General features: G+C 68.2%; 15 protein-coding genes. 10 read left to right on the forward strand and 5 right to left on the reverse strand.

Annotated elements, in window-relative coordinates; translation table 11 throughout:
- Positions 1-190: 190 nt before the first annotated feature.
- Positions 191-790: a hypothetical protein gene (locus ACVHNB_RS20175; RefSeq protein ID WP_456228817.1), complete on the forward strand. Its 600-nt coding sequence runs from the start codon at positions 191-193 to the stop codon at positions 788-790.
- Positions 791-959: 169 nt separating this feature from the next.
- Here ACVHNB_RS20175 and ACVHNB_RS20180 read toward each other — a convergent pair whose 3' ends face one another.
- Positions 960-1,463, reverse strand: a complete 504-nt coding sequence (locus ACVHNB_RS20180) for a pyridoxamine 5'-phosphate oxidase family protein (RefSeq protein ID WP_456228818.1) — start codon at positions 1,461-1,463, stop codon at positions 960-962.
- A gap of 59 nt (positions 1,464-1,522) precedes the next feature.
- On the reverse strand, positions 1,523-3,001 hold the full coding sequence (locus ACVHNB_RS20185; protein ID WP_456228819.1) for an MFS transporter: 1,479 nt from the start codon (positions 2,999-3,001) through the stop codon (positions 1,523-1,525).
- 145 nt (positions 3,002-3,146) lie between these two features.
- On the opposite strand from ACVHNB_RS20185, the gene ACVHNB_RS20190 reads away from it, so the two are divergent.
- The 6 genes from ACVHNB_RS20190 (at position 3,147) to ACVHNB_RS20215 (ending at position 9,565) form a co-directional block, all read left to right on the forward strand.
- Positions 3,147-4,172: a LysR family transcriptional regulator gene (locus ACVHNB_RS20190; protein WP_428957341.1), complete on the forward strand. Its 1,026-nt coding sequence runs from the start codon at positions 3,147-3,149 to the stop codon at positions 4,170-4,172.
- A gap of 240 nt (positions 4,173-4,412) precedes the next feature.
- Positions 4,413-5,432 carry a DNA-directed RNA polymerase subunit alpha gene (locus ACVHNB_RS20195; RefSeq protein WP_428949820.1) on the forward strand — a complete coding sequence of 340 codons (1,020 nt, stop codon included), beginning with the start codon at positions 4,413-4,415 and terminating at the stop codon, positions 5,430-5,432.
- A 303-nt stretch (positions 5,433-5,735) separates the two neighbouring features.
- Entirely contained in the window at positions 5,736-6,020 is a 285-nt protein-coding gene (locus ACVHNB_RS20200; protein WP_456228820.1) for a hypothetical protein, read from the forward strand.
- 362 nt (positions 6,021-6,382) lie between these two features.
- Entirely contained in the window at positions 6,383-8,296 is a 1,914-nt protein-coding gene (locus ACVHNB_RS20205; RefSeq protein ID WP_456228821.1) for a glycoside hydrolase family 15 protein, read from the forward strand.
- 303 nt (positions 8,297-8,599) lie between these two features.
- Positions 8,600-8,989, forward strand: coding sequence for a hypothetical protein (locus tag ACVHNB_RS20210; RefSeq protein ID WP_428957338.1), 390 nt, complete (start codon positions 8,600-8,602; stop codon positions 8,987-8,989).
- A gap of 90 nt (positions 8,990-9,079) precedes the next feature.
- Entirely contained in the window at positions 9,080-9,565 is a 486-nt protein-coding gene (locus tag ACVHNB_RS20215) for a hypothetical protein (RefSeq protein ID WP_456228822.1), read from the forward strand.
- A 470-nt stretch (positions 9,566-10,035) separates the two neighbouring features.
- Here the strand turns inward: ACVHNB_RS20215 and ACVHNB_RS20220 are convergent, their stop codons facing one another.
- Both ACVHNB_RS20220 and ACVHNB_RS20225 read right to left on the reverse strand, forming a co-directional pair.
- Complete coding sequence (locus ACVHNB_RS20220) at positions 10,036-10,197, reverse strand: hypothetical protein (protein WP_456228823.1); 162 nt, start codon at positions 10,195-10,197, stop codon at positions 10,036-10,038.
- Positions 10,198-10,314: 117 nt separating this feature from the next.
- A complete protein-coding gene (locus ACVHNB_RS20225; RefSeq protein ID WP_456228824.1) occupies positions 10,315-11,805 on the reverse strand; it encodes a hypothetical protein in 1,491 nt (496 codons plus the stop codon).
- A gap of 421 nt (positions 11,806-12,226) precedes the next feature.
- Between ACVHNB_RS20225 and ACVHNB_RS20230 the strand changes: the two genes are divergently transcribed.
- Together ACVHNB_RS20230 and ACVHNB_RS20235 are read left to right on the forward strand one after the other, a co-directional pair.
- The gene (locus tag ACVHNB_RS20230; RefSeq protein ID WP_456228825.1) at positions 12,227-16,441 is read left to right on the forward strand and encodes a GH92 family glycosyl hydrolase; all 4,215 of its coding nucleotides are present in this window, start codon (positions 12,227-12,229) and stop codon (positions 16,439-16,441) included.
- Between the two features lie 108 nt (positions 16,442-16,549).
- Complete coding sequence (locus ACVHNB_RS20235) at positions 16,550-20,239, forward strand: discoidin domain-containing protein (protein ID WP_456228826.1); 3,690 nt, start codon at positions 16,550-16,552, stop codon at positions 20,237-20,239.
- A gap of 1,364 nt (positions 20,240-21,603) precedes the next feature.
- Here ACVHNB_RS20235 and ACVHNB_RS20240 read toward each other — a convergent pair.
- Entirely contained in the window at positions 21,604-22,062 is a 459-nt protein-coding gene (locus ACVHNB_RS20240) for a hypothetical protein (RefSeq protein WP_456225474.1), read from the reverse strand.
- A gap of 510 nt (positions 22,063-22,572) precedes the next feature.
- On the opposite strand from ACVHNB_RS20240, the gene ACVHNB_RS20245 reads away from it, so the two are divergent.
- A complete protein-coding gene (locus ACVHNB_RS20245; protein WP_456225475.1) occupies positions 22,573-24,207 on the forward strand; it encodes a CocE/NonD family hydrolase in 1,635 nt (544 codons plus the stop codon).
- Positions 24,208-24,537: the final 330 nt, after the last annotated feature.

Below are 24,537 nucleotides of genomic sequence, written 5' to 3' on the forward strand. Positions count from 1 at the left end.
CCTCCAACTCTTCGACTCCTTCGTCTTGTTCGCCTGCAGCCGCATCAATTGGCGACGCCTCAACAGGACCCACACACGAACGGGCAGCGGGACATCACTGTGACGTCGATCCCGCGCGCCCCGCCAAAACTAGCGGGCGTACGAGGAACGGAAGATGAGAGGTTCCGGTTCGATCCGGGACAGGGGAAGCATGGGACTGATCTATAGCTACGACATCTATCTGCATCCTAGGAATGTCGCCAGAGCGCTGGTCAAACTGGCCGAGCTGTCGCCACCGGCCCGTGCTGTGCCGCCGCTTGAGATCACTTTGCCCGGTGGTGACTTGCTCGTCCTGCCGTTCACGTCCCATTGCGCGAGCGAGCCGGTGGACTGCACCACAAGCGGCACGCTGGAGCTCGACACGTCCCTCATGTTCGACCTCGATGATGCACTGCGCGAGTTCGCGCGGACGAGCGGCCCTGAACCCGAGCCGGACGGGCGCATTCAGATCGGGTACGTCTACGCGACGATCCGGTTCGAATCCTTCTTGCACCCTGGTTACGCGTCGGTGGAGTGCTGGGCAGCGACGTCAGGGATGAGCCGCCTGTTCGCGCGGTCGACCAACATCAAAGAGACGTTCATGGGCCTTGCCGCCGACAGCGGCGGAGTGTGCTGCCTGTTCGACACCGGCGACGGCGCCCCGGCACAAGTGTGCTGGCTCAACGGTGAACCCTCCCAAGAGAACGTCTCCGGTCCCCGTTTTCCAGACTTGCGCGCACTGGTGGCAACTTGGCCCGACCCCGAGAAGTAGGCACGGGTGCTGAACACACTTTCCTCCCTGGGGATCAGGCAGGAGGAGCGCCCGCTGCGGCCAGGGCGTCGGCCACCTGCTGGACGTAGGGCGCGGTGGCCCGGTCTGGAGCGCTCCGGGCCAGGGACGGCTTGACGGTGAGCCCACCGCGCCCGCCGCGTAGGCGACCTCACCCGCCGGGCACCCCCGCCGGGACCGCTCTCCAGACAGTGCTGCCCAGGTCCGAGCCCCGTACCAGCTGGATGCGCCGGGGCTCGATGTGGATCACGTGGTACTCGGGATCCTGCGGATCGTCTCTCCAGTAGTGCACCGGGTCGCATCCCACCCCGGGCGGCCCGCCCTTGAGATACAGGTCCCAGGCATGGCGCCGGGCGGCCTCATCGTCGCCCCAGGTGGAGAGAGCGTCGACGTGGACAGTGTTCTGGCGGGGGCTCCAGTAGGCATACGTGGTGTGCGGGCTGTGCGCCAGGTGGGCCGTCTTCACCGGGGTCTTGTAGGTCGCGAGCCAGCCTACGGGGCGGCCGTCGACGACCTCCCAGACCGGGAGCAGCACCCGGGCGCGGGGCCGGTTCTCGCGGTCGACGGTGATCATCGTGGCGTACTTGATGTCGCGGATGTAGCGGAAGAAGGTGTCCTGGAGGTCGGCGAACGGGGCGACTTCGGTGTTGGGCACAGCGAGTGCTCCTCTCGGCCTCTCGGCTCGTGTGTGGCAGGTCGGCGGGAAACGGGAGGTCAGTGGGGTGTGGGCAGTCCGGCGGCCGGACGGTCGGCGGAGTCCTGCTCGGCCGAGGCAATGACCGCAGTGCCGGGGCGCGTCCGCACTCCGAAGGCGGCGACGAGCACGGCGAGCAGGGCCGCGGCGAGGGGCACCCACAGGGCCGTCCGGTAGCCGTCGAGCAGCGCGGCCGGAGCACTGGACGCTGTGGCCGCGACGTTGACGGCCGTGGTCGCCGAGAGCCCGAGCGCGGCGCCGAACTGGAAGGAGGTGTAGAGGAGTCCACCGGCCAGGCCCTGCTCCGCTTCCGCGACGCCCTCGGTGGCGACGATGGTGAGCGGGCCGTAGGTGAGCGCGAACGCGAGGCCCAGAAGCAGCAGGCTGGGCAGCATCGCCAGGTACGTCCAGTCGGCGTCGACCCTCAGGAACAGGCCGTAGGACAAGGCGGTGACAAGCAGACCGGCGAGGATGAGGCGCGCGTTGCCGAAGCGGGCCACCAGCCGTGGGATCAGGACCGGCGAGAGGATCGCGTCGATGCCGATGACGAGCATCGCGAAGCTGGTCTGCAGGGTGGACCAGTCGCGCAGTTCCTGCAGGTAGAGGACGACCAGGAACTGGAAGCCGAAGAAGCCTGCGGAGAACAGGAGCGCGGCGAGGTTGGCGCGGACCAGGGCGCCGCTGCGAAGGATGCCGAGCCGGACCAGTGGGTCAGCCGAACGGCGCTCCACCATGAAGAAGGCGAGCAGTGCGGCGAGACCCGCTCCCAGGGTGAGCACGGTCTGGACGGAGCTGGTGTGAGAGGCACGTTCCACGCAGAGGACGATCAGCACGATGGCTGCGGTGACGGTGAGGCCGCCGGCCAGGTCGACCGGCCTGCCGGTCGTCCGGTCGGGCCGCGGCGATCGCGGCACGAGGACGAGGGCGGCGAGCAGGATCACAGCGGAGAGCACCACCGGGGCGAAGAACACCCAGCGCCAGCCGGCCGACGTGAGCAACCCGCCGGCGACCAGGCCGATCGAGAATCCGCCGGCCCCGGTGCCGGAGTAGATGAGCAGCGCCTTGTTGCGCTGCGGGCCCTCCGCGAAGCGCGTGGTGATGATCGACAGGCCGGCCGGTGTCATGAAGGCGGCCGCGACCCCGGTCACGAACCGGGCCACGATCAGCGTCCAGTCCTCGGAGGCGAGGCCGCCGAGCCCGGAGAAGAGCAGGAAGACCGTCAGCCAGAAGACGAACATCTGGCGGCGCCCGAACAGATCGGCGGCGCGTCCGCCCAGCAGCATGAAGCCGCCGTAGCCCAGGACGTAGGCGCTCATCACCCACTGCAGTGAGCCGGTGGACAGGCCGAGGTCGGCGCGGATGGAAGGCAGAGCCACGTTCAGCATGGCCACGTCGATGCCTTCCAGGAAGATCGCACCGCACAGGACGAGCAGGACGCCCCAGTCCCTGGCGCTCAGCGTTCGTGCTGGTCCCGGTGGGGTGTTAGGTGATGACGTCATGGCGATTCCTCGGCGGAGAGGGGGTGTTGGGGCCGCGTCTCGACGGCTGCTCCACCTTCCGTCCCGGCCGACGGGCGGAACAACGGCGATGATCGCAACGTTCGTTCAACCAGGCTTACCGATCCGCGCCGCCTGGGGGACCTTGATGGAACGCGACGAACTGGAGTGCTTTCTCCTGCTCGCCGAGGAGCTGCACTTCGGCCGCACCGCCGAGAAGATGCGGCTCTCCCGGGCGCGGGTGAGCCAGCTGGTGCAGCGACTGGAGCGGCGGGTCGGCGCACCGCTGTTCGTCCGCACCAGCCGCCGGGTCGGCCTCACCGCGCTCGGCCGGCAGCTGCGCGACGACCTGGCTCCGCACCACCGCGGCATCGAGGACGCGCTCGCGCGCGCCTCCGCCACCGCGCGCGGCGTCGACGCGGTACTGCACGTCGGCTTCGCCACTCCTTTGGCCGGCGAGATCGTCATGAAGGCCACTGAGTCCCTGCGGACCACCCATCCGGGGCTCGTCGTGGAGATCTGCGAGGTACCGCTCGGCGATCCCTACGGGCAGCTGCGAAAAGGGGAGTTCGACCTCCAGCTGCAGGAGTTCCCGGTGCGCGAGGACGATCTGGGCGGCGGGCCCGCCCTCTTCGCCGAGGAGCGGGTCCTCGTGATCAGCTCGGCGCACCCCATGTCCGCGCGGGACACGGTGACCTTGGAGGACCTGGCCGAGGTCCCGCTGCTCACCGTCGAGGGCGAACAGCCGCAGTACTGGCGCGAGCACCACGCCCCCACCAGGACACCGGCCGGCCGGCCCATCGCCCGCGGTCCCGCCGTGACCAACATGCAGGAGGCCCTGATCCTGGTAGCGGCCGGCCAGGGCGCAATACTCGCCCCCGCGCACACGGCGACGTACTACGCCCGCCCCGGTGTCGCCTACCTGCCGCTCACCGGCACAGAACCGGTCGGTTACGGCCTGGTGTGGCGAGCCGGAGCGCACACGGGTCCGGTCCAGGACTTCGCCCGCTCCGCCTTAAACGCCGCACGCCAGACGGCACAAGAAGACCCGCGCCGCACCGTGCCCGACCGAGCCGCCAGCCCGCTCCCGCCGCCACGCCGCCTGGCGCGGCGGCACGATCGGCACCAACCCGTCGGCGTCACAGCCCAGCCTGATCAGCTCCAAACTTCCTGAACGCTCCGCAGCCACGCGCAGCGTCTGAAGGGCCAGTCCTGTCTGACCGCACGGACCAGGGTTAGGGACTACTGCCCCCGGCATCTCGTCCACCCAGGACAACCCGTGCGGGGAGCTCACTGCCGGGTTTGGTGGGGTGCCAGAGGCATGGCGGGACAGGTGAGTCGGTTCCCGCCGGTTAACCTTCACCCTGTCCACGGCGTCAAATAGCGGGCGCCCCCGCAGGAAAGGCACTACTTCATGCTGATCGCTCAGCGTCCCTCGCTGACCGAAGAGGTCGTCGACGAGTTCCGCTCCCGGTTCCTGATCGAACCCCTCGAACCCGGCTTCGGCTACACCCTCGGCAACTCGCTCCGCCGCACCCTCCTGTCCTCGATCCCGGGCGCGGCCGTCACCTCGATCCGGATCGACGGCGTGCTGCACGAGTTCACCACCGTGCCGGGCGTCAAGGAAGACGTCACCGACCTCATCCTCAACATCAAGCAGCTGGTCGTCTCCTCCGAGCACGACGAGCCCGTCGTGATGTACCTGCGCAAGCAGGGCCCGGGCCTGGTCACCGCCGCCGACATCGCACCCCCGGCCGGCGTCGAGGTCCACAACCCCGACCTCGTCCTCGCCACCCTCAACGGCAAGGGCAAACTGGAGATGGAGCTGACCGTCGAGCGCGGTCGCGGCTACGTCTCCGCCGTCCAGAACAAGCAGGCCGGCCAGGAGATCGGGCGCATCCCGGTCGACTCGATCTACTCCCCGGTCCTCAAGGTCACCTACAAGGTCGAGGCCACGCGTGTCGAGCAGCGCACCGACTTCGACAAGCTGATCGTCGACGTCGAGACCAAGCAGGCCATGCGCCCCCGCGACGCCATGGCATCGGCCGGCAAGACCCTGGTCGAACTGTTCGGCCTGGCCCGCGAGCTGAACATCGACGCCGAGGGCATCGACATGGGCCCCTCCCCCACCGACACCGCCCTCGCCGCCGACCTGGCCCTGCCGATCGAGGACCTCGAGCTCACCGTCCGCTCCTACAACTGCCTCAAGCGCGAAGGCATCCACTCCGTCGGCGAACTCGTCGCCCGCTCCGAGGCGGACCTGCTCGACATCCGCAACTTCGGCGCGAAGTCCATCGACGAGATCAAGGCCAAACTCGCCGGCATGGACCTCGCCCTCAAGAACAGCCCGCCCGGCTTCGACCCCACCACCGCCGCCGACGCCTTCGGCGCCGACGACACCGACACCGGCTTCATCGAAACCGAACAGTACTAACCACCACACCCACCACAGAACCCCCGCCCAACGCCGACACCGGCCAGCGGACCACGGCCCGGACTGCACCCGCCAGAACAACCCGGCGACGCAGTCCGGGCCGCGGCCATACCGGTCGCAACGACGACTTCTCCGGCCGAAAGACAGGCAGCTCGTGCCCGGGCTCCTGACCCCGTACAGCCACGGCGCACCGGGGAGCACGGTGCGGAGTCATCGGCACCCGCACTGCCGCCCGGCTCGCAGCGCGAATAGCTGGGCACCAGCCTAAGTCTCACCCTAAAGTTGAGGTTGAGGATTCACTCGATGTGCTCTGCCGAAGGCGTGGGCCCGTCTCACCGCCGGCAGGCCCACACCCTGCTCTACGACAACGCGGTCATGGGCGACCGCCAGCGGGGCAAGCCGCTCAGCGCCGCGGAGTGGGCCGGCGTGCACGGGCCCACCCGGGTGCTGACCGGAGGCAAGAGCCCCGTCGCCTTCCAGCACGCCGCCAGCGCCCTGACAGGGCTACTACCCACAGCCGACCACCGCACCGTGGCCGGCCTCACCCACGGCGCGGTCGTCATGGCCCCCAAGAAGGTGGCCCCATAGATGTCCGAGGCTCTTCACGGCTGAGCCTTTTCCTGGCCTCCGCAGAGTCGATCGACGATCCGCGCTCGCTCGTTGGGATGGGAAATTCTCTGGTATTCGTCCTCCCAAAGGCGCGGCACGGACCGCCCGTTGGCCATCAAATGATCCGCAGGATACGGCCTGAATCCCCCGAGGCCTCGTCACCAGCGGTCATCAGGTGAACGAAAGCTTCATGAGGATCCATGCATCCCGCTCCTGAATCCCGGTTCACCCGTCATGGGTGAGGCGACGGGTGGGGCACTGCCGAATGCTGGCACGGACAGATCGCCGGCGAGCTGCTTGCCCGTGCCGCCGCAACGCGATGGACCGAACAGGGAGACCTTGTGAACCGGTACCCGCCCATTGCGGAACACGGCATGGTCGGCGATCTCCAGACTGCCGCCCTGGTGTCGTCCGACGGAACCATCGACTGGTGGTGCACGCCCCGCTTCGACTCCCCCAGCATCTTCGCCTCACTCTTGGACAGCGAACGCGGAGGCCACTGCCGTCTCGCCGCGGATTTCCCGGACGAACAGGGAATGACAGTCCGGCAGCTGTATCTGTCCGACACAGCCATCCTGGTCACACGTTTCATGACACCCGGCGGAGTCGGTGAAGTGGCCGACTTCATGGCACCCATCGACTCCTCCGCCCCGTCGGACGGACACACTTTGGTGAGGGTCGCACGTGTCGTCCGTGGCAGCCTGCCCTTCGCCCTCACGTGCCGGCCTCGCTTCGACTACGGTCGTGCCCCGCACACGCTTTCACAGATCGATGATCACTCTGTGCGCTTCAACGGCCCTGGTAGGGACCTGCATCTGCAGTCCACGACCGGCGTCACGCTTGACCGTGACGGAAGCGACATCACCGCCCGCTTCACCCTGTCCGCCGGGCAGGCGGCCGCAGTGGTGCTGACCAGCACTTCCGGCGGCGGTCCCGTCCCACCTCAGCCCACCCTCGAAGGGATCGTCGACGCACTCGAGACGTGTCGCGTCTTCTGGCAGTCGTGGCTGCGTTCCTGCACCTACCGAGGCCGCTGGCAGGACATGGTGAACCGCTCTGCGATCACGCTCAAGCTGCTCACGTACGCGCCCACCGGGGCTCCCATCGCCGCGGCCACCCTGGGACTGCCCGAGCACCCCGGCGGTGAGCGCAACTGGGACTACCGTTACACCTGGGTCCGTGACGCATCGTTGTCCGTCAGGGCATTGATCGATCTGGGTTTCAAGGAAGAGGCGCACGCTTTTCGCCGTTGGCTGCGCGAGCGCATCAACCCTGAAGGCTTCGCCTCGACAGGCCCCCTACAGATCATGTACCGCGTCGACGGCGATCCCCATCTGGTCGAAGAGCGCCTCGACCACCTGGAGGGCTACCTGGGGTCCCGCCCGGTGCGGGCGGGCAATGCGGCGGCCGACCAGTTGCAACTCGACATCTACGGCGAGGCGTCGGACGCCCTGATCGTGGGCGGTGACATAGGTGCGATCCGCGGCTGGCAGGCACTGAGCGATGTTCTGGACTGGCTCGCCGACAACTGGGACCAGCCTGACGAAGGCATCTGGGAAACCCGTGGCGGCCGTCAGAACTTCACCTACAGCCGCCTGATGACGTGGGTGGCGTTCGACCGCGGCGTCCGCGCGGCCAGTGAGTTCTCCCGTCCCGCGGACGTCGCTCGGTGGACCGCTGTCCGGGACACGGTCTTCCGCCAGATCGTCGAACGGGGCTGGCACCACAAGCGGCAGGCATTCGTGCAGCACTACGACACCGACGTACTCGACGCCTCGCTGCTGCTCATGCCCAAGGTCGGCTTCGTCTCGCCTCATGATCCTGCCTGGATCAGCACCCTGGACGCCATGGACGAGGAACTGGTCAGCGACAGCCTGGTCTACCGGTACGACCCGAAGGCATCCCCCGACGGCCTGCGCGGCTCGGAGGGGACCTTCAACCTGTGCAGCTTCTTCTACGTCGAGGCGCTCGCCCGCAGCGGCCGGCTCAACCAGGCCCGCCATGCCTTCGACAAGATGCTCACCTACGCCAATCACGTCGGACTCTTCGCCGAGGAGATCGGCCCCTCGGGCGAGCAACTCGGAAACTTTCCGCAGGCATTCACCCACCTCGCCCTGGTCACGGCGGCCATGGCGCTCGACGAAGAGATGCAGAAGGCGGAGACCGGCTCGCGGTACGTCGACTACGGGCGCCCGCCGACCCATGGCCTCACCGTGCCCGCGGAGAACTCGGGCAGTGACGACGCAGGCAGCTGAGGCATCCTGGCCCGCGCAGTCGAGAGGCCGGGACCCCGTCCTCTCGGATCGGAACGTCATCCACTCTGGGCGACCCGACATGGCGCCGCCCAGCCGACCCCTTCTGCGGCCGGGAGCTTCGCATCGTCGCTGGTCTGGCGGTCTTGCCGGAAGGGATTGCAGGCGCAGGAACAACTCGACAGTGCGCTGCGGCAAGTGGCCTCGGCCGGCACCCGCGGGTGGGCGAATCGGAGGCGAGCCGAATGATCCGCGTGGCGTGATTCGATCTACTGAGCCGAGGCTTCCGCTCACATACTTCGAGCCATGACCCTCAAGATGCAGATCGCCGCCGTGGCAACTTCCGTCGCAGCGCTCACGGGCAGTGCGATCGCCTTGGCGCCCAGCGCCTCCGCGACTTCGTACAACGGCTGCACCTACCCTCAGGTCTGCTTCTACCAGACTGAAGCCAGATGGAACGCCGGGAACCCCAACGCCAGGTATCAGGACATCACGTCCGGCTACCAGAACCTCAGCAGTGCCGCTCGCGGTGCGAACCACGTGTACAACACCCGCAACGACGACATCGCGTGGCTGCGCTACATCGACTCTGATGGCGAGACGACGTACACGTGTCTGAACCCCAACTCGGGGGACTACTTCGACGGCTTGGAAACACTCACCGGCATCAAGATCACCACAGCATCGCACTGCTGATCGGCTGGACCTGCGGGGGGGGTGCCCCTATGTCTTTGGTCAAGGGAAACGGGGGTGCGTCGAGTCGGTGAGCCGGGGCAGCATGGCGGGGTGACTGAACTGCTGTGGGATGACGTGAAGTGCCTATTCGATCCTGACTTGATGGGGTCGCTGCCGGACGTGCGTGTCCCGGATGCCTCGGTGGAGGACTGGCAGACGGTCCTTGATCTTGTCGCGGAGAAGGGCTGGAAGTGTCAGTACTCCGAGGGAGAGACGGTGCTTCCAGTGCCCCGGGCGGGGGCCGTGCTGTCCCGCCCAGCGGATGCCGCGTGCCCGGACCTGCGGGTCTGGCCGGCTGTAGATGTATTGGCGATCTTCCACTTCCATGCTGCCGATGAAGTCGACTTCGACGTCGACCTGCGGGAGTTGCAGGGCCAGGAGCGACTGGATGTGTTCTGCGACTTCCTCCGGGAGATCGGCCGACGGCTGGGCAAGCCCGTGCTGATGGACCCGGAGGGCGACGATGGTCATCCGGTGATCGGCTTCGACGTCGAGGCTGATCGAGTCGTCTTCCTCGCAGACCCGCAGGTCAGGTGACTGCGGCCGACGGCTGCGGTTCATAGAAGGTTCCGTCGCAGAGCATCATCAACAACAGGAGGGGGAAGTCATGCCGGACCCGAAGGCCGGAGGCTCCTTTGCGGAGCCACGAAAAAGGTAACGGGGGGACGACGCGCTGTTTCCGACCCCTGTTATCGCTGACTGAGGCACCGGATGTGATCGAGGCGCTGGCCGGGGTGGCGGATGGCGGCGAGGTCGAGGACCACCTGGCGTGGTGACTGCTGTCGAACTGGCTGCCCGGGTGCTGTCACGGGAGCTGTAGCGCGTCTGGGATTTGGCAGCTTGGCGGCTACTTCGTTGACCCTCTTGGTGACGGCGTCCGTGATCTCCTTCATCCCCCCTGTGCTCACGGTGGCAGTTCTTTGGGGAGGTCCGGTGTCACGGCGGTTAGTTCGATTGCTGGGCGAGGAGCCAGGCCAGGGCGGTCTCTCCGGAAGTGACGTTCTTGCTCAAGGCGAGGGTGGCGACGTGATCGACCAGATCTGATTGGCGGCCCGGTTGTCCTGGGTGAACCGTGGGATCGACGTACGGATGTCGTCCTTGGCGTAGGACGTGGTGGCATCGACGGTGCCGGTCAAGAAGCTCTTGCCGAGGGCCTGGACGACGGACACCGGTGAACGCAATGAAGATCGCCTACAAGCGGGGCGGAGTGGTGCTCAGCGCGGCAGCGCGCACACCACGAGTCGGCCGACCGGCAGCTGACCGGACTGAGCCGTCCGCCGGCCGCTCTATCTCTGCGCCGCCAGCCACAGCAGCCGCCCCACCTGGGGATGGAAGACGTGGTGATGTCCCCCCATGGGCACGTCATCGGACCGGATGACCTCGGAGCCGTCCACGCTCAGGTACGCCCCCGGCTGTGACTCCTGGGTCAGTGACTCCTGCTCCGTCGTGTCGCGCAAGGACATCGGCGCGGGACCGTCGACACCCTGGACGCCGTCGAAACCGAGCGCGCCCCATTTCCGCGAGGTGGTGACGAGTTCCGGCGAGTCGCCGATCATCTGGGCCGACAGCGGGTACATCACGCCCAGGTGAAAGTCGCGATGGGAGAGCGTACAGATCAGTGGTCCCCGTACCAGCCGTTGCAGACCCCACAGTGCCCCATGACCCGCGACCTGCTGAGGCAGGCTGCCCGCGAACGAGAAATGGGACATCTCCCCTTGGAGCAGGGTGAGGGAATCCAGCAGCACCGGTTCCGAGCGGCTCGCCTCGAGACCGCGCAGAGCGAACCCCGCGAGGCGACCGCCCAGACCGTGACCGATCACATGAAGGCGCACGTCGGAGCCCTCCACGAGCATCGGCAGGCAGGGGCCGAAGCCCTCCTGCCCCACCAACCCCGCCCGGCGGCGCAGCACATGACGCACCACCTGACGGAAGAGTTCGTAGGCCCCGTTCCACAGTTCGGCGTGGTCCTGCGCGGCGCGCCCGTACCCCGCCGTATGCGCGCCGTCGGTGGTTCCGACTTTACGCACTCGGTCACTGGGCGGTTGTGCCGGGTGCGGGCCGGTCACCTGGCTCTCCAGGAGCGTGCCCTCGTCCGATACGGCGGATTCGCCGATGCCGGACTCGTGCCGTGCGGGTTTTCCGGCCTCCTCCCCCAGTGAGCGGCGCACGTCGTGCAGCGCGCTCGCGAATTCGGCGCACATCGTCCGCGTGTCCTCGAACAGCATCAACGGATCGGTCTGGGGCACCACTTCGGCGTTGGTGTCCGACGCGAACCCGGTCAGCGGGTCCTGCAGCGGGATCTCCGCCAGACGCCGCAGGGCGGAGCCCAGGCTGTCGAACGCCGACTCGCGGGCCGGACGCTCGTCGAGCAGGGCAAGAATCTCGGTCAACTGGTCCTCGCTGTCGGGCAGTATGCGGAAGAGGTCGTCCCTCAACGCCGGCGTGACGCCCGCCCCCTCGGCACGAGACCCCGTCGCGCCTGCCTCGGCGACGGGCAGCCCTTCGTCCCTGAAGCACAACGACGGCCAGTGCACGCCGAGCACCCCCGCCTGGTCCGCGGACCGCCCCCACGCGTCCGCGAGCAGCCTCCCGAACGCCGCGTCGACGGAGCGCGTCACCGTTTCGTCGTTGTGTGCTCCGTGGATCACGACGTAGAGGTCGCGTACGTCGCTCCCGCGTAGGGCATCACGGACGCTTTCCATGGCGTCGCGCCGGATCTCGGCATGGTGTCCGAAGCGCAGGGCGCCGAAGTCATGCAATCCGTTGGTCTGCGGCATGGCCGGCCTCCGTAGGGCGCCGCGTGTGCCGCGGCTCGGGCGCGACAACGGGAGTCGTGCCGCAAGGGACTCCACGTTCCCGGTGCCGTGCGCCGCACTCGGGCAGCAGCGCGGATGTACGGCGTATCTACGTCACACCGAGGACCCACTGTCCGGGACGCTTCGCTCGGGATCCTGCGGACTTAACAGCGGGCCCGAGCGGACCCACCGCGTCGGCCCTCCGACTCGTCAGGGTTACGGGGCATGCGTCACCACACCCGTACAACTCCAACTCGGCGCTATCTGCACGCCCCTTGACTCCTCTCCTGCACCGCGTCAAGACTGATGCGTCCAAACATTGACAACGTTGTCAGATGTGCTGTGAGGGCGCACCGGTGGGGGCCTCATGTCATCGCGAGTCCTGCGGCGAAACAGACGCCGCATGCGTTCCAGATTTATGGTCGGCCTTCTGGGGCTGGCCCTCGTCGCAGGTCCGGCCGCGGGCAGTGCGGCCGCCGCCTCGTTGCCCTCGGTGGCATCGGTGGCATCGGGGACGAAGACCACCGACTGGCGCACGTCCTTCGAGGCGGGTGACTCCGTAGTGGACGGTAGACCGGCCACCGGCCCCGACGGCGAACCCGACGTCTCCGGTGTCGTCCGTCCCGGGGCCGACTCGGACGATCCGGGCCTGCGCACCGTCGTGGACGACGGACCGGACCGGGCCTACGCGGCCAAGACCAACGTTGGATTCACCGGGCAGAAGGCCCTGCACTACACGGCCAGGCACACCGCCGACGGCGCCGCCCACGCGAGTGTCGTGGTGGCCGATGTGAACGTACGGCTCGGACCGCAGAGCCAGTTGTCGTACCTGTTGTTCCCTGACTTCGATGAGAAGAAGGTCGACTACGCGGGCACGTACGTTGCCGTGGACCTGGAGTTCACCGACGGCTGGCGCCTGAACAGGCTCGATGCCGTTGACCAGAACGGAGATCATCTGAGCGCGCGCGCCCAGGGCGACGCCAAGACCGTCTCGCCGCTGCAGTGGAACCGCCGTGCGGTAGACCTGGGCAAGGTCGCTGCCGGGCGGACGGTGGACCGGATTCTGCTCACGTACGACGGGCCGAAGGGGACGGCAGATGTCGGGGGTTGGGTCGACGACATCTCTCTTGACGGTCGTCCCGCAGCAGCGCACCGTTCCTCTCCCGCCGACCGGGTCGTGACGACGCGCGGCACTCAGTCCAGCGGTGACTACTCGCGCGGCAACAACTTCCCCGCCACTGCCGTTCCCAACGGCTTCAACTTCTGGACCCCGATGACCGATGCGGGGTCTCTGGGCACGTTGTACAGCTACCACCAGCAGAACAACGCGGAGAACCTGCCGGAGATCCAGGCATTTGCCGCCAGCCACGAGACCAGCATCTGGATGGGCGATCGCCAGACCTTCCAGGTGATGCCCTCGACGGCCGAGGGCACGCCGGACGCGGGGCGGAAGGCGCGGGCGCTGGCGTTCCGGCACGAGGACGAGACGGCGCTTCCGTACCACTACGGTGTCACGTTCACCAATGGCCTGCGTGCCGACATGGCGCCCACCGACCACGCGGCGATCCTGCGTTTCACGTTCCCGGACAAGGGTGGGCGGAAGCTGGTCCTGGACAACGTCGACGACCGCGCCGGGCTGACGATCGACGCCGAGGCGGGCACGGTCTCGGGCTGGTCGGAGACCCGTACGATCTCGGCGGGCATGAGTCGCATGTACATGTACGGCACGTTCGACCGTGCGGTGACCGGCAGCGGCATGCTGGCCGACGGCAACCGGCCCTCGACCGGCTACGTCGCCTTCGACGAGGGCAAGGGCCGCACCGTCACCCTGCGCATCGCCACTTCCCTCATCGGCGTCGAACAGGCCAAGAAGAATCTTGAGCTGGAGATCGGAAGCACGGACTCCCTGGAGAAGGTCGCCGCGCGCGCCAAGGCCGTCTGGAACGAGCGGCTGGGTGTCGTGGACGTCAGGGACGGTACCGAGGACCAGCTGACGACGCTGTACTCCAATCTGTACCGGATGAGCCTGTATCCCAATTCGGGGTACGAGAACACCGGCACGAGGGGCAAGCCTCGCTACCGGCATGCCGTGCAGTCCTCCGGTTCCTGGACACCGCCCGAGAGCAGCCCGACACAGACCGGCGCGAGGATCGCCGAGGGCAAGGTGTTCGTCAACACGGGCTTCTGGGACACGTTCCGGGCTGCCTGGCCCGCGTATTCCCTGCTGTGGCCGAAGGCGGCGGGCGAGCTGGTGGACGGCTTCGTCCAGCAGTACCGGGACGGCGGGTGGATCTCTCCCTGGTCTTCGCCCGGCTATGCGCGGGTGATGACCGGCACCAGCTCCGATGCGGCGTTCGCCGACGCCTACAGCAAGGGTGTGCCGGGCATCGACGCCGAGGACACCTACTCTGCCGCTCTGAAGAACGCCACGGTCCGGCCGCCGGACAGCAGTGTCGGGCGCGACAGTCTGGACCGTTCCACGTTCCTGGGCTATGTCCCCAACGATGTCGGCGCCGGTTTCTCGTGGTCGCTGGACGGCTACGTGAACGACTTCGCGATCGCTGCGATGGCCGAGAAGATGGCGAAGGACCGCAAGATGTCGGCGAAGGAGCGAGAGCGTCTGCGCGAGGAGGCCGCCTACTTCCGCGCCCGCTCGGCCGGCTACGCCGACCTGTACGACCCGGCAACCGGCTTCTTCCAAGGCAAGTCGGCCGACGGTGAATGGACTTCGTCCAAGGCGGACTACGACCCCCTCACCTGGGGCAACGACCACGACTACACCGAGGCCGACGGCTGGAACGAGGCCTTCCCGGCGCCGGAGGACGGCCAGGGCCTGGCCGAACTCTACGGCGGGCGCAAAGGCCTCGCCGACAAGCTGGACACGTTCTTCTCCACTCCGGAGAAGGCCGACCGTCCGGGTTCGTACGGCTCTGCCATCCACGAGATGCGCGAGACCCGGGACTTGCGTCTGGGGCAGTGGAGCATCCCCAATCAGGTGTCCCACCACATCCCGTGGATGTACACCTACACCCAACAGCCCTGGAAGGGGCAGAAGTTGGTGCGGCAGGCCCTTGACCGCGGCTGGCTCGGCTCCGACATCGGACAGGGCTATCCCGGTGACGAGGACAACGGCGCCACCTCGGCATGGTGGGTGTTCGGCGCGCTGGGCCTGTATCCGCTGCAGACGTCGAGCGGCGAGTACGTCCTTGGCTCCCCGCTGTTCGAGAGGGTGACCCTGCACCTGCCCGGCGGTGACCTCGCGATCGAAGCTCCGGGCACAGGCGAAGGCATCTACGTGCAGGATCTCACCGTCGACGGCAAGCGCCACACCTCGACGACGATCACGCACCAGGACATCGCCGACGGCGGCCGGCTGCGCTTCGCCATGGGCGCGAAGCCGTCCGCGTGGGGCACCGGCAAGAACGACGTACCGCACTCGCCCACGGCGGCCGGCCAGACACCGCGTCCGCTGCACGATGTCACGGGCCAGGACCGCGGCACTGCTTCAGCGCCCGAGGGCGTGGATGTCGGCGCCCTGTTCGACGACACCTCGGCGACGTCCGCCGTCCTGACGGGCGCGGAGGCCGAGGTCGGCTATCGCGTCAACGGCGGCGGCGACACCCGCGTCACCTCCTACACGTTGACCTCGTCCGAGGGGAGCGCCGAGCAGGATCCGCGCGCATGGGTCGTGGAGGGCTCCGACGACGGGAAGCACTGGAAGGAACTGGACCATCGCAGCGGTGAGGAGTTCCGCTGGCGGAATCAGACCCGGCCCTTCCGCGTCGCGCACCCGGACTCGATGCGCGAGTACCGTGTCCGGGTCGTGCCCGGAGACGGGCAGGAGAAGGTGTCGCTCGCCGAGATGGAACTGCTCACGCCGGACTCCATCCCGAAGACTCCCGTCAAGGTGAGTGTCGGTGACGTCGCGCTGCGGCCCGGGGCGACGGCGTCCGTGGACGTGAAGCTCACCAACAGCGGTGACACACCGGCGTCCCCCGCCCTCGGCGTCACCGTGCCGGCCGGCTGGACGGCTGATCCCGAACGCGCCGATGTCGGCGACCTGGCCGCAGGCGACTCGGCCACCGTCACCGTGAAGATCACCGCGGCCGACGACGCCGCCCCGGGCACACAGAAGATCCGTGCCACCGCGCGCTGGGACGACTGGACCGTGACCGGGCAGGGCGTCGCCCGCGTCGTCGGTGACGTCACCGAGATCGAACCGGGGACCGAGTCCGAGAAGGACGTCCTGACCGGCGACGAAGGATCCCAGCTCACCGGGGACGGCGCCGACGGGCAGGCCCGCTACGCCGACGAGAAGCACTCGTTCACGTACCGCCTCCCCGTTCCCGACGCAAGCCGGGGCACGGTCACGCTCGATCTCGCCAACCAGTTCCTCGTCGAGGTCTCCGCCAACGGCGAGCAGTGGACGAGCGTGCTGCGCGAGCCGGACCCGGTGATCTTCCAGTCCAACCGCGCGCAGCGCAGCCTGGACCTGACCGATCTGCGCAAACAGGCGGGCGGCGACGGCAACGCCCTGTATCTGCGGTTCTCCGACAGCCGTCCCGAGGACGGTTGGGGCGCCTGGCTGGCCGGTGTCCGGGTGGAGACCTCCAGCTGAACCGCACGGTGGCCGGCCCGTGCGCCGAGGCCGGCCACCCCACTCCGCAAACGCTCCACCTCTGCCCCACTCAGCACCCGCAACTGAACGACCACTCAGGGAGTAGCCATGCGTGACGACCACGCAGACGCCGCCAGACCGCAAGCGGAGCACTCGCGCCGCTCCTTCCTCACCACCTCTGCCACCGTGCTCGCCAGCGTGAGTCTGACGGCGGCCCTGCCAGGGCGGGCCGCGGCAACGCCCACGGGGCCCGTCACGGACACAAAGGCGGCCGGTTCCGACCTCGCGCGCTACCGCCCCGTCGAGGTCTCCTCAACCGCGTACGCGCCCACGCCCGCGCACTTCGTCACCGACCGCATGGGGCGGGCCGGTGTCACCGGCAGCGGCTGGCGGGCTGCCGACACCGAGGGCCCGCAGTGGGTCGCGGTCGATCTGGAGGCCGTCTGCCGGGTCACGTCCGTCGTGCTCGTCTTCGAGGCGAGTGAGGGCGACACCGTGTTCAAGCCCTCCGGCGGCGACAACCCCCGTACCGACACCACCGGTTGGGAGGTCCTGTCGAGCTACGCCACCAGCTTCCGTATCGAGGTGTCGTCCGACGGCGATACCTGGGCGAAGGTGAAGGAGGGCACCACGAACACGGGCGGCACCGTCAAGGTGGCCCTGGACAAGGCGGTGGACACCCGCTGGGTCCGGATGGTCGGCACTGCTCTGTCCAACGACAACCCGCTCGGCCTCAACGCGCTTGAGGTCCACGGCACCGCCCTGCACAAGCGACCGAAGGCGACCGGGTGGACGGAGTGGACCAGCGGCGCCCGCCCGGTACCCGCCCTGAGGTTCGCCGCCGACGGTACGGTGCCGATCGAATCGGGTTGGAACGTCACGCTCGAGGAGTTCGCCGCCCCGGGCGACGGAGCCACGTTGTCCTCATCCGGTGTGAACACCGACCGTTGGCTGCGCGCCCAGGTCCCGGGCACGATCCTCGCCTCGCTCGTGGCCGAGGGACACCTGCCCGACCCGGTCAAGGGCATGAACAACCTCGAGATACCGGAGGCGCTCGGCAAGTCGGCCTGGTGGTACCGGCGTCCATTCTCTGTGCCGCACGGGCTCACCGCGCACGGCCGGGAACGTGTCTGGCTCGAGCTGGACGGCATCAACCACGCGGCCGACATCTGGCTCGACGGCACCAAGGTGGGCGAGATGTCCCACCCCACCGCCCGGGGCACCTTCGACGTGACCGAGCAGGTCGCAGGCGGCGGCGAGCATGTGCTGGCCGTCCGCATCAACCACATGCCCTACCCCGGCAGCCCCGGCGACCGCGGCTCCAACGGCGTGTCCTACGCCGATGCGGGCTCAGCCATGATGATGCGCAACGGCCCCTCCTATCTCGCGGTGTCCGGCTGGGACTGGATGCCGGCCGTGCGCGACCGGGTGATGGGCATCTGGAACCACGTCCGGCTGCGCGCCACCGCCGACGCCGTCATCGGCGACCCACGCGTGGACACCGTCCTGCCCGATCTGCCGAGCCTTGCCCGCGCAGAGGTCACGATCACGGTCCCGGTCCGCAACGCCTCCGCGCAGGCCCGCACGATCACGGTCCGCGCCGAGCTCGGCACCCTGCGCGTCACACAGGACGTGCGCATCGACGCCGGCAAGACCGCTGACGTGGTCTTCACGCCGAAGGACCACGTGGTGCTGCGCCTGAAGAATCCGGCCCTGTGGTGGCCCAACGGTTACGGCGAACCGACCCTGCACGACCTACGGATCACGGCGTCCGTCGGCAGAGAGGTCAGCGACACGCGCGACATCCGTGTCGGACTGCGCCAGTTCGACTACGCCTCCGAAAACCCGGTCGTCTTCGAACCCGGCGCCGACCGTTTCGAGCAGACGGTGACTCTCGATGGGCAGCAGGCCCGATGGGTCCGCATCCTCGCCGGCCGCCGTGCCACCGGCTACGGTGCCTCCCTGTGGCGTCTGTCCGTCACCGACAGCAGTGCCCCGGACACCGACCTCGCCCTGCGTGCCGCCGTCTCCTCGTCGTCCAACGACAACGCGACCAACACCGCGGACAAGGCCGTCGACGGCGACGACAGAACCCGCTGGTCCTCCGCGTACTCCGACGACCAGTGGATCCGCGTCGACCTCGGCGGAGCCAAAGCCTTCGACCGGATCACGCTGCTGTGGGAGTCCGCCTACGCACTGACCTTCACCGTGCAGATCTCCGACGACGGCGAGCAGTGGACGGACGTGAAAGCCGTCGACAACCGGCCGCATCAGCTCCAGATCAGCGTCAACGGCATCAAGGTGATGTGCCGGGGCGGCAACTGGGGCTGGGACGAACTGCTGCGCCGCATGGGCGAGGGCCGCATGGAAGCCGCCGTCGGCATGCACCGCGACATGAACTTCACGATGATCCGCAACTGGCTGGGCAGCAGCAACCGCGAGGAGTTCTTCGCGGCGTGCGACGAGAACGGGCTGCTGGTGTGGAACGACTTCTGGAACGCCTGGTTCCTCGACCCGCCGAACCACGCCCTCTACCTCGACCACGTGCGCGACACGGTCCGCCGCTACCGCTCGCACCCGTGCATCGTGGTGTGGTGCGGTGCCAACGAGGGGACACCGTCCGGCGAGATCGACCAGGGAGCACGTCAGGCCGTGACCGACGAGCACCCCGGCGTCAGCTACGTCAGCAACTCGGCGTCAGGTGTGGTCAGCGGCAGCGGACCCTACGCCTGGGTCGACCCGAAGCGGTACTACTCCCCCGACTTGTATGCGCAGGGCATCTTCGGCTTCCACACGGAGATCGGCATCCCCACGGTCTCGGTGGCCGAGAGCATGCGCAACCTCGTGGACGGCGAGAAGGAATGGCCGATCGGCCTGGTGTGGAACCACCACGACTGGCTGACCCGCGGCGGGCAGAACCCGCAGAGCTACCAGGCCGCCATCGACGAACGCCTGGGCGGTTCCTCGTCGTTGGAAGAGTTCTGTGCGAAGGCCCAGTTCATCAACTTCGAGTCGATGCGCGCCATATTCGAGGCGTGGAACGCCAACATCTGGAGCGACGCCAGCGGGCTGCTGCTGTGGATGTCCAACCCGGCGTGGCACAGCACGGTGTGGCAGACCTACGATTACGACCTTGACGTCAACGGAACCTACTACGGCGCCCGTTCGGGCTGCGAGCCCCACCACGTGCAGGCCGACCCGACGGACTGGAAGGTCCTCGCGATCAACCACACGGGGCAGGCCCTGCACGGTACCGAGGTCCGCGCGGATCTCTTCGACCTGTCCGGACGCCGACTGGCGAACACACAGCGCCAGAGCCTGGACGTCGACGCCTCGTCGGCAACGTCGGCGTTCACGGTGCGCACACCCGACAGCGACCACCCCCTGCACCTCGTGCGGCTCACTCTCACCGGCAGCGACGGGCGGACACTGTCGCGGAACACGTACTGGCGCTACGACCAGCCGAAGGACATGCAGGCCCTCAACAAGCTCGCCGGCGGCAAGCTGGCGGTCTCCGGCGGCCTGACGTCACAGCGCGACGGCCGGATCAGCCTGACCGTCACGGTCCGCAACAACGGGCGCGCCGTCGCTCCCATGGTCCGCCTCGCGCTGCGCGACCACCGCACGGGGCACCGGGTACTGCCTGCCCGCTACTCCGACAACTACCTGTGGCTGCTGCCGGGAGAGGAACAGGAGGTGACGCTCTCCTGCCCGCAGGGCGGGCACGACCGAGGCGACCTGGAAGTGACCGCACAGGGTTACGGCACCTCCCTGGCGTCCAGTCGCGGCCGTCGCTGAGCCTGACTCCGTTGTCCGCCCGTGGTCAGGCGCCGCATCCGCTGAGCCTGACCACGGGCGGACAACGGCCGCAAGTTGCCGGCAGGTTGCGCGGTAGGCCGAGAAGAAGCCCTCGCGCCTCCAGTGCCTCCGTGGCAGCACACCTCACGGGTATCGGTGGCGGGCCAACTGCCCGTCGGGGCACCACGTCGAGTCCGTGGGCAGGCCGAAGGAGCGGTCGTCGATGCCGTCCCGCGCGATCAGCAGCGACCAATGCGACGCCCTGTTCGAGTAAGCCGAGGATGCCGTTTTCGAGGATCGCGGGCAGGAGCGCCATCAGGTCGTGTGTGTCGGCGGCGGTGAGCATGCGGAAGGTCGACCTCGCTGGATCCCTGCATCTGAGGCCGTCTGCTGCAACGTGCGGAGTCTGTGTTCCTGGCCCTCAAGCAGTGCCCGACTTTGTTCAACCAGTGCACGAGCATCGCGCCGCAGCTCGCAAGCGATCCGCTGCAGCTCGCGAGCCCGGCTGCCAAGGATGCGGGCGCCCTCCACAGCGTGGTCCCGGGATGCGCTCAGACCCTGGAATCGAATGTCCGCTGACATGCACAGCAGTCTTCCGGAGCGCCGCCGCACGAAGCAAAGGCATACACCAACTCTTCACGGGAAACCGTTGGTCGGGGACGGCCGCCGCCGGCTTGTTCAGTCGGCGGCGGCCGTCGGGCGCAAGGAGAAGACGGCTCCCCCATCGTCTCCTCGCGCGGGTGCCCTCTGCGGCAGCGGGGCGTGAAAGCTACCCGCAGTCACGCAGATGGGCGGGGAAGCTGGAGCCGCGCTAAGTCGGCGTCGCGTGGCTCCAGCGGGCCCAAGGGGACTAACGCCGACATCGGGGTCTGGGAGCCGACAGGCGACAACGCCGCCTCGCACGGACAGTACCCCTAGGCTCGGGAGGCCCAACAGGGCGCACAGGAGCGCACGCCGCGCTTGTCAAAGCCTTCCCCCGATCAACCTCACCCGCGCGACGCGGTCGGAGAGCACCCCTGACCAGGTGTGCAGAATGGGCGGCAGCGGAGGTCAGACCGCCTCGTAGTGGTGCGCCCGGCCGCGTACCCACTTCACCCACGCCGGATCGTCGAGCAGCCCCTCGGCGTCTTCCCGGCCCGCCCGGCGCCGGTCGGACAGCGCGGACCGGCGTCGACACCGCCCGTGAGGGCCTGTCCGGCTCGGGTGGCTGTTGCCGCTCGCCTTGTTACCCCTTGGCGCTTACTGATCGGCTCGGGCGATGGCGTCACCGAGGTGCTCGCCCCACAGCGCGTGCCGGATCCGCCAGAACCCGGAGCGTAGTTGTCCATGCCGTCGAGCCGTGCTCATCGAACGCGCTACGGGCACTACAAGTCCAGACGGTAGTAGCGGTAGCCGTCATCGTCATCCAGCGCCTGTGCTTGCAGGAGGCTGGCAAGATCTTCGGCAAAGCCAGGTTCTGCGGGGAACCATTCGAGCTGGGTGTACCCCGCTTCATGGGCCTGCTTGGCCGCTTCCCTCGCAAGCGGCTCCAGCATCTGCAGTTCCGCGCGGGTACCCGGATGTTCGGTGTTATGGCCCTGAGCGATCCGCTCTCGTTCCCGCTCGACCATGATCCACTGGAGAATAGCGACGCCCTGCTCGTTCGGATGAGCGAAGAACACCACCCAAGCCAGCAGCGATTCCCCTTCGCGTGCCGCGATTGTTCCCGTTGGCGCAGGCCAGGCCACCCGGCTCAGATCCGGGATCGCCACGGGCAGTCCTACGTACAGGTGCCGATAGAGGCGCTCTTCCCCCGCGTGATCATCGATCTGTTCCAGCTGCACGCTGCCTCCCTGGACGTCATCGCCACTACCGTTGATCAGTGACCCGCCCCTCGCAACCTGGCCGGCAGGTACACAAACCTCGATGGCACACGCGCACAGGTGGCGGCACGGCACACCATGGATGCAGGTACGGACGCTCCATCGCCCGCCTCGGCATCAACCCTTGAAGCTGCTGTATCGCGTCCAACGGCGGGCGGGATGTGACTTCGCTGATCGCGCTGCATGATCCGGTGGACGACGTTGGACACGCGCCGCTTGAGCGCCCGACGCGCTTCAGCCGAGCCACCGCGTGGGGACTGGTACGGCTCGTACGCAAGGCGCAAGGGGCAAGGGGCCTTCCTGGGCTGGGCTGACGGGCACGGCAGGATGCCCTGTTTCAGTATCTACTACCCCGAATGACGGCTTCCCGGCCATTCTTCCGCAAACGTTCGGCCGCCCGCTCCTTCCGACCGCACCGCCGTAGCACGCTCGACGCATCGGAACTCGGCCCGCGACAAAGGGAGTTCAGGGATGACAGCGCAACGGAACGTGCCGGTGAGCCTGTACCCGCAGCTCGACGAGGCGGCGCTCACCCGGTTCGTGCAAGCCCTCGAAAGCGGTGACACCGCCGGACTCTCCACCGAGCGGGCGGCGCAGGCCACCGACGCCCGGGCACTGGCCGAGGTGCGGCGGGTGCAGGTGCCCGGGGCTCAGGGGGACGAGCTGGCGGGGTTCCTGTGGAAGCACGGGGGCTCCCAGGAGAGGCCCGTCGTCGTCATGCCGTCCCCGTGGACCGACCTGGGCTGGCTCGCGTACGCAGTACAGGGCACCCTCTTCGCACTGAACGGCTACCACGTACTGGCGTACACCGCCCGCGGCTTCGGCCGGTCCGGCGGCGAGGTCGACGTCGCGGGTCCCCTGGACGTCGCCGACGCCGGCCACGCGCTCGACTTCCTCCTGGAGCGGCTCGGCCGGCCGGCGACCAGGGTCGGGTTCGTCGGGGACTCGTACGGATCCGGCATCAGCCAGCTCGCCGCGGCGCACGACACCAGGGTGGACGCGGTGGCGGCCCTGAGCACCTGGGGCGACCTCGGACAGGCGTTCTACGAGAACGACACCCGCCACATCGCCTCGGTGACCGTGCTGCGCGACGCCGCCGCGAACGCCCGCCTCAGCGCACGAACCGAGCAGGCCTTCGAGGACGTACTGCACGGGCGGAACATCGAAGAGACGCTGCAGTGGGCGCAGGAGCGCTCCCCACTCACGTTCGTGGACCGGCTCAACGAGCGCGGCGTCCCCGTGTTCTTCGCGCACGCCTGGCACGAGACGCTGTTCCCCAACAACCAGACGCTGCAGATGTTCACCTCCCTGACCGGACCCAAGCGGCTCGACTTCTCCATCGGCGACCACTCGTGCCCCGAGATGAGCGGCATCATCGGACTGCCCAACCGCATCTGGCAGGACGCGCACCGCTGGATGGACCACCACCTCAAGGGCGAGAGCAACGGCATCGACAAGGAGGGGCAGTTGCTCAGCCAGATCATGTGGAGCACCGCCTTGGAGGCGTCGGCCACCTGGCAGGCGTCCCTCGGCGAACCCCAGCGCTTCTACCTCGGCGGGGGCAGCGGCGACGGCGCCCTCCTCGACAAGCCCGAGAACGGCTGGACCCGCACCATCGGGGTGGGCACCGACACCCCGGCCACCGTCGCCGACTCGATCATCAAGTCCGGGTACGCCGAGCTGGCGGGAGATCCCAAGGTGTACCCGACCGCCGACATCAGCCGCTCCGACGCGGGCGTGTGGGTGACCGCCCCGCTCGGCAGGACCACCCGGCTGCGCGGCATCCCCGAGCTGCATCTCAACTATGCGTCGAGCAGCACCGGTTCCCTGTTCATCGCCTACCTTTTCGACGTCGCCCCGGACAACAGCGCCCACATCGTCACGCAGGCTCCCTTCACCCGGCTCGACAGCACTCCCGACGACCGGTCCGGCGCCCGCGTCCTCCTCCAGGCGACCGGCTACGACGTCGCGGCGGGGCACCGCCTGATGCTGGTCGTGGACACCGTGGACCCGTTCTACGCGAAGGCCGCCGACAAGGGGAACAGCCTCACCGTCACCTCGCCGGAAGCGGACCCGTCCTATCTGGACATCCCGATCGTCGCCTGACGCCCGTCATCCGTCCGTCCACAGCCCGGCGCGGGCACGAACGCGCCGGGCACCCTACGGTGCCAGCACCCGCGCCTCCATCGCCGACAGCCCCTTCTCCCACCAGAGCCCCGTGCCTCCGCCATGACGCGATAGGCGGTTTGGCGGGTTACACCCGCGCAGCTGGCCAGATCCGCATTCCGTAACCGGGGTGGCTTTGGCCCAGCCGGAAAGGACGACGACACGTGGCGTGTGGTGTCTTCCTGCCGGAACACGCGATCGCCGGGAGCGAATCTCGTCGCTGCGCTTGGGCGAGCAGATGTTGCCTGTCGTCGCTGTTCAGTCGGGAGA

The organism is Streptomyces sp. YJ-C3 (genome assembly GCF_053891275.1).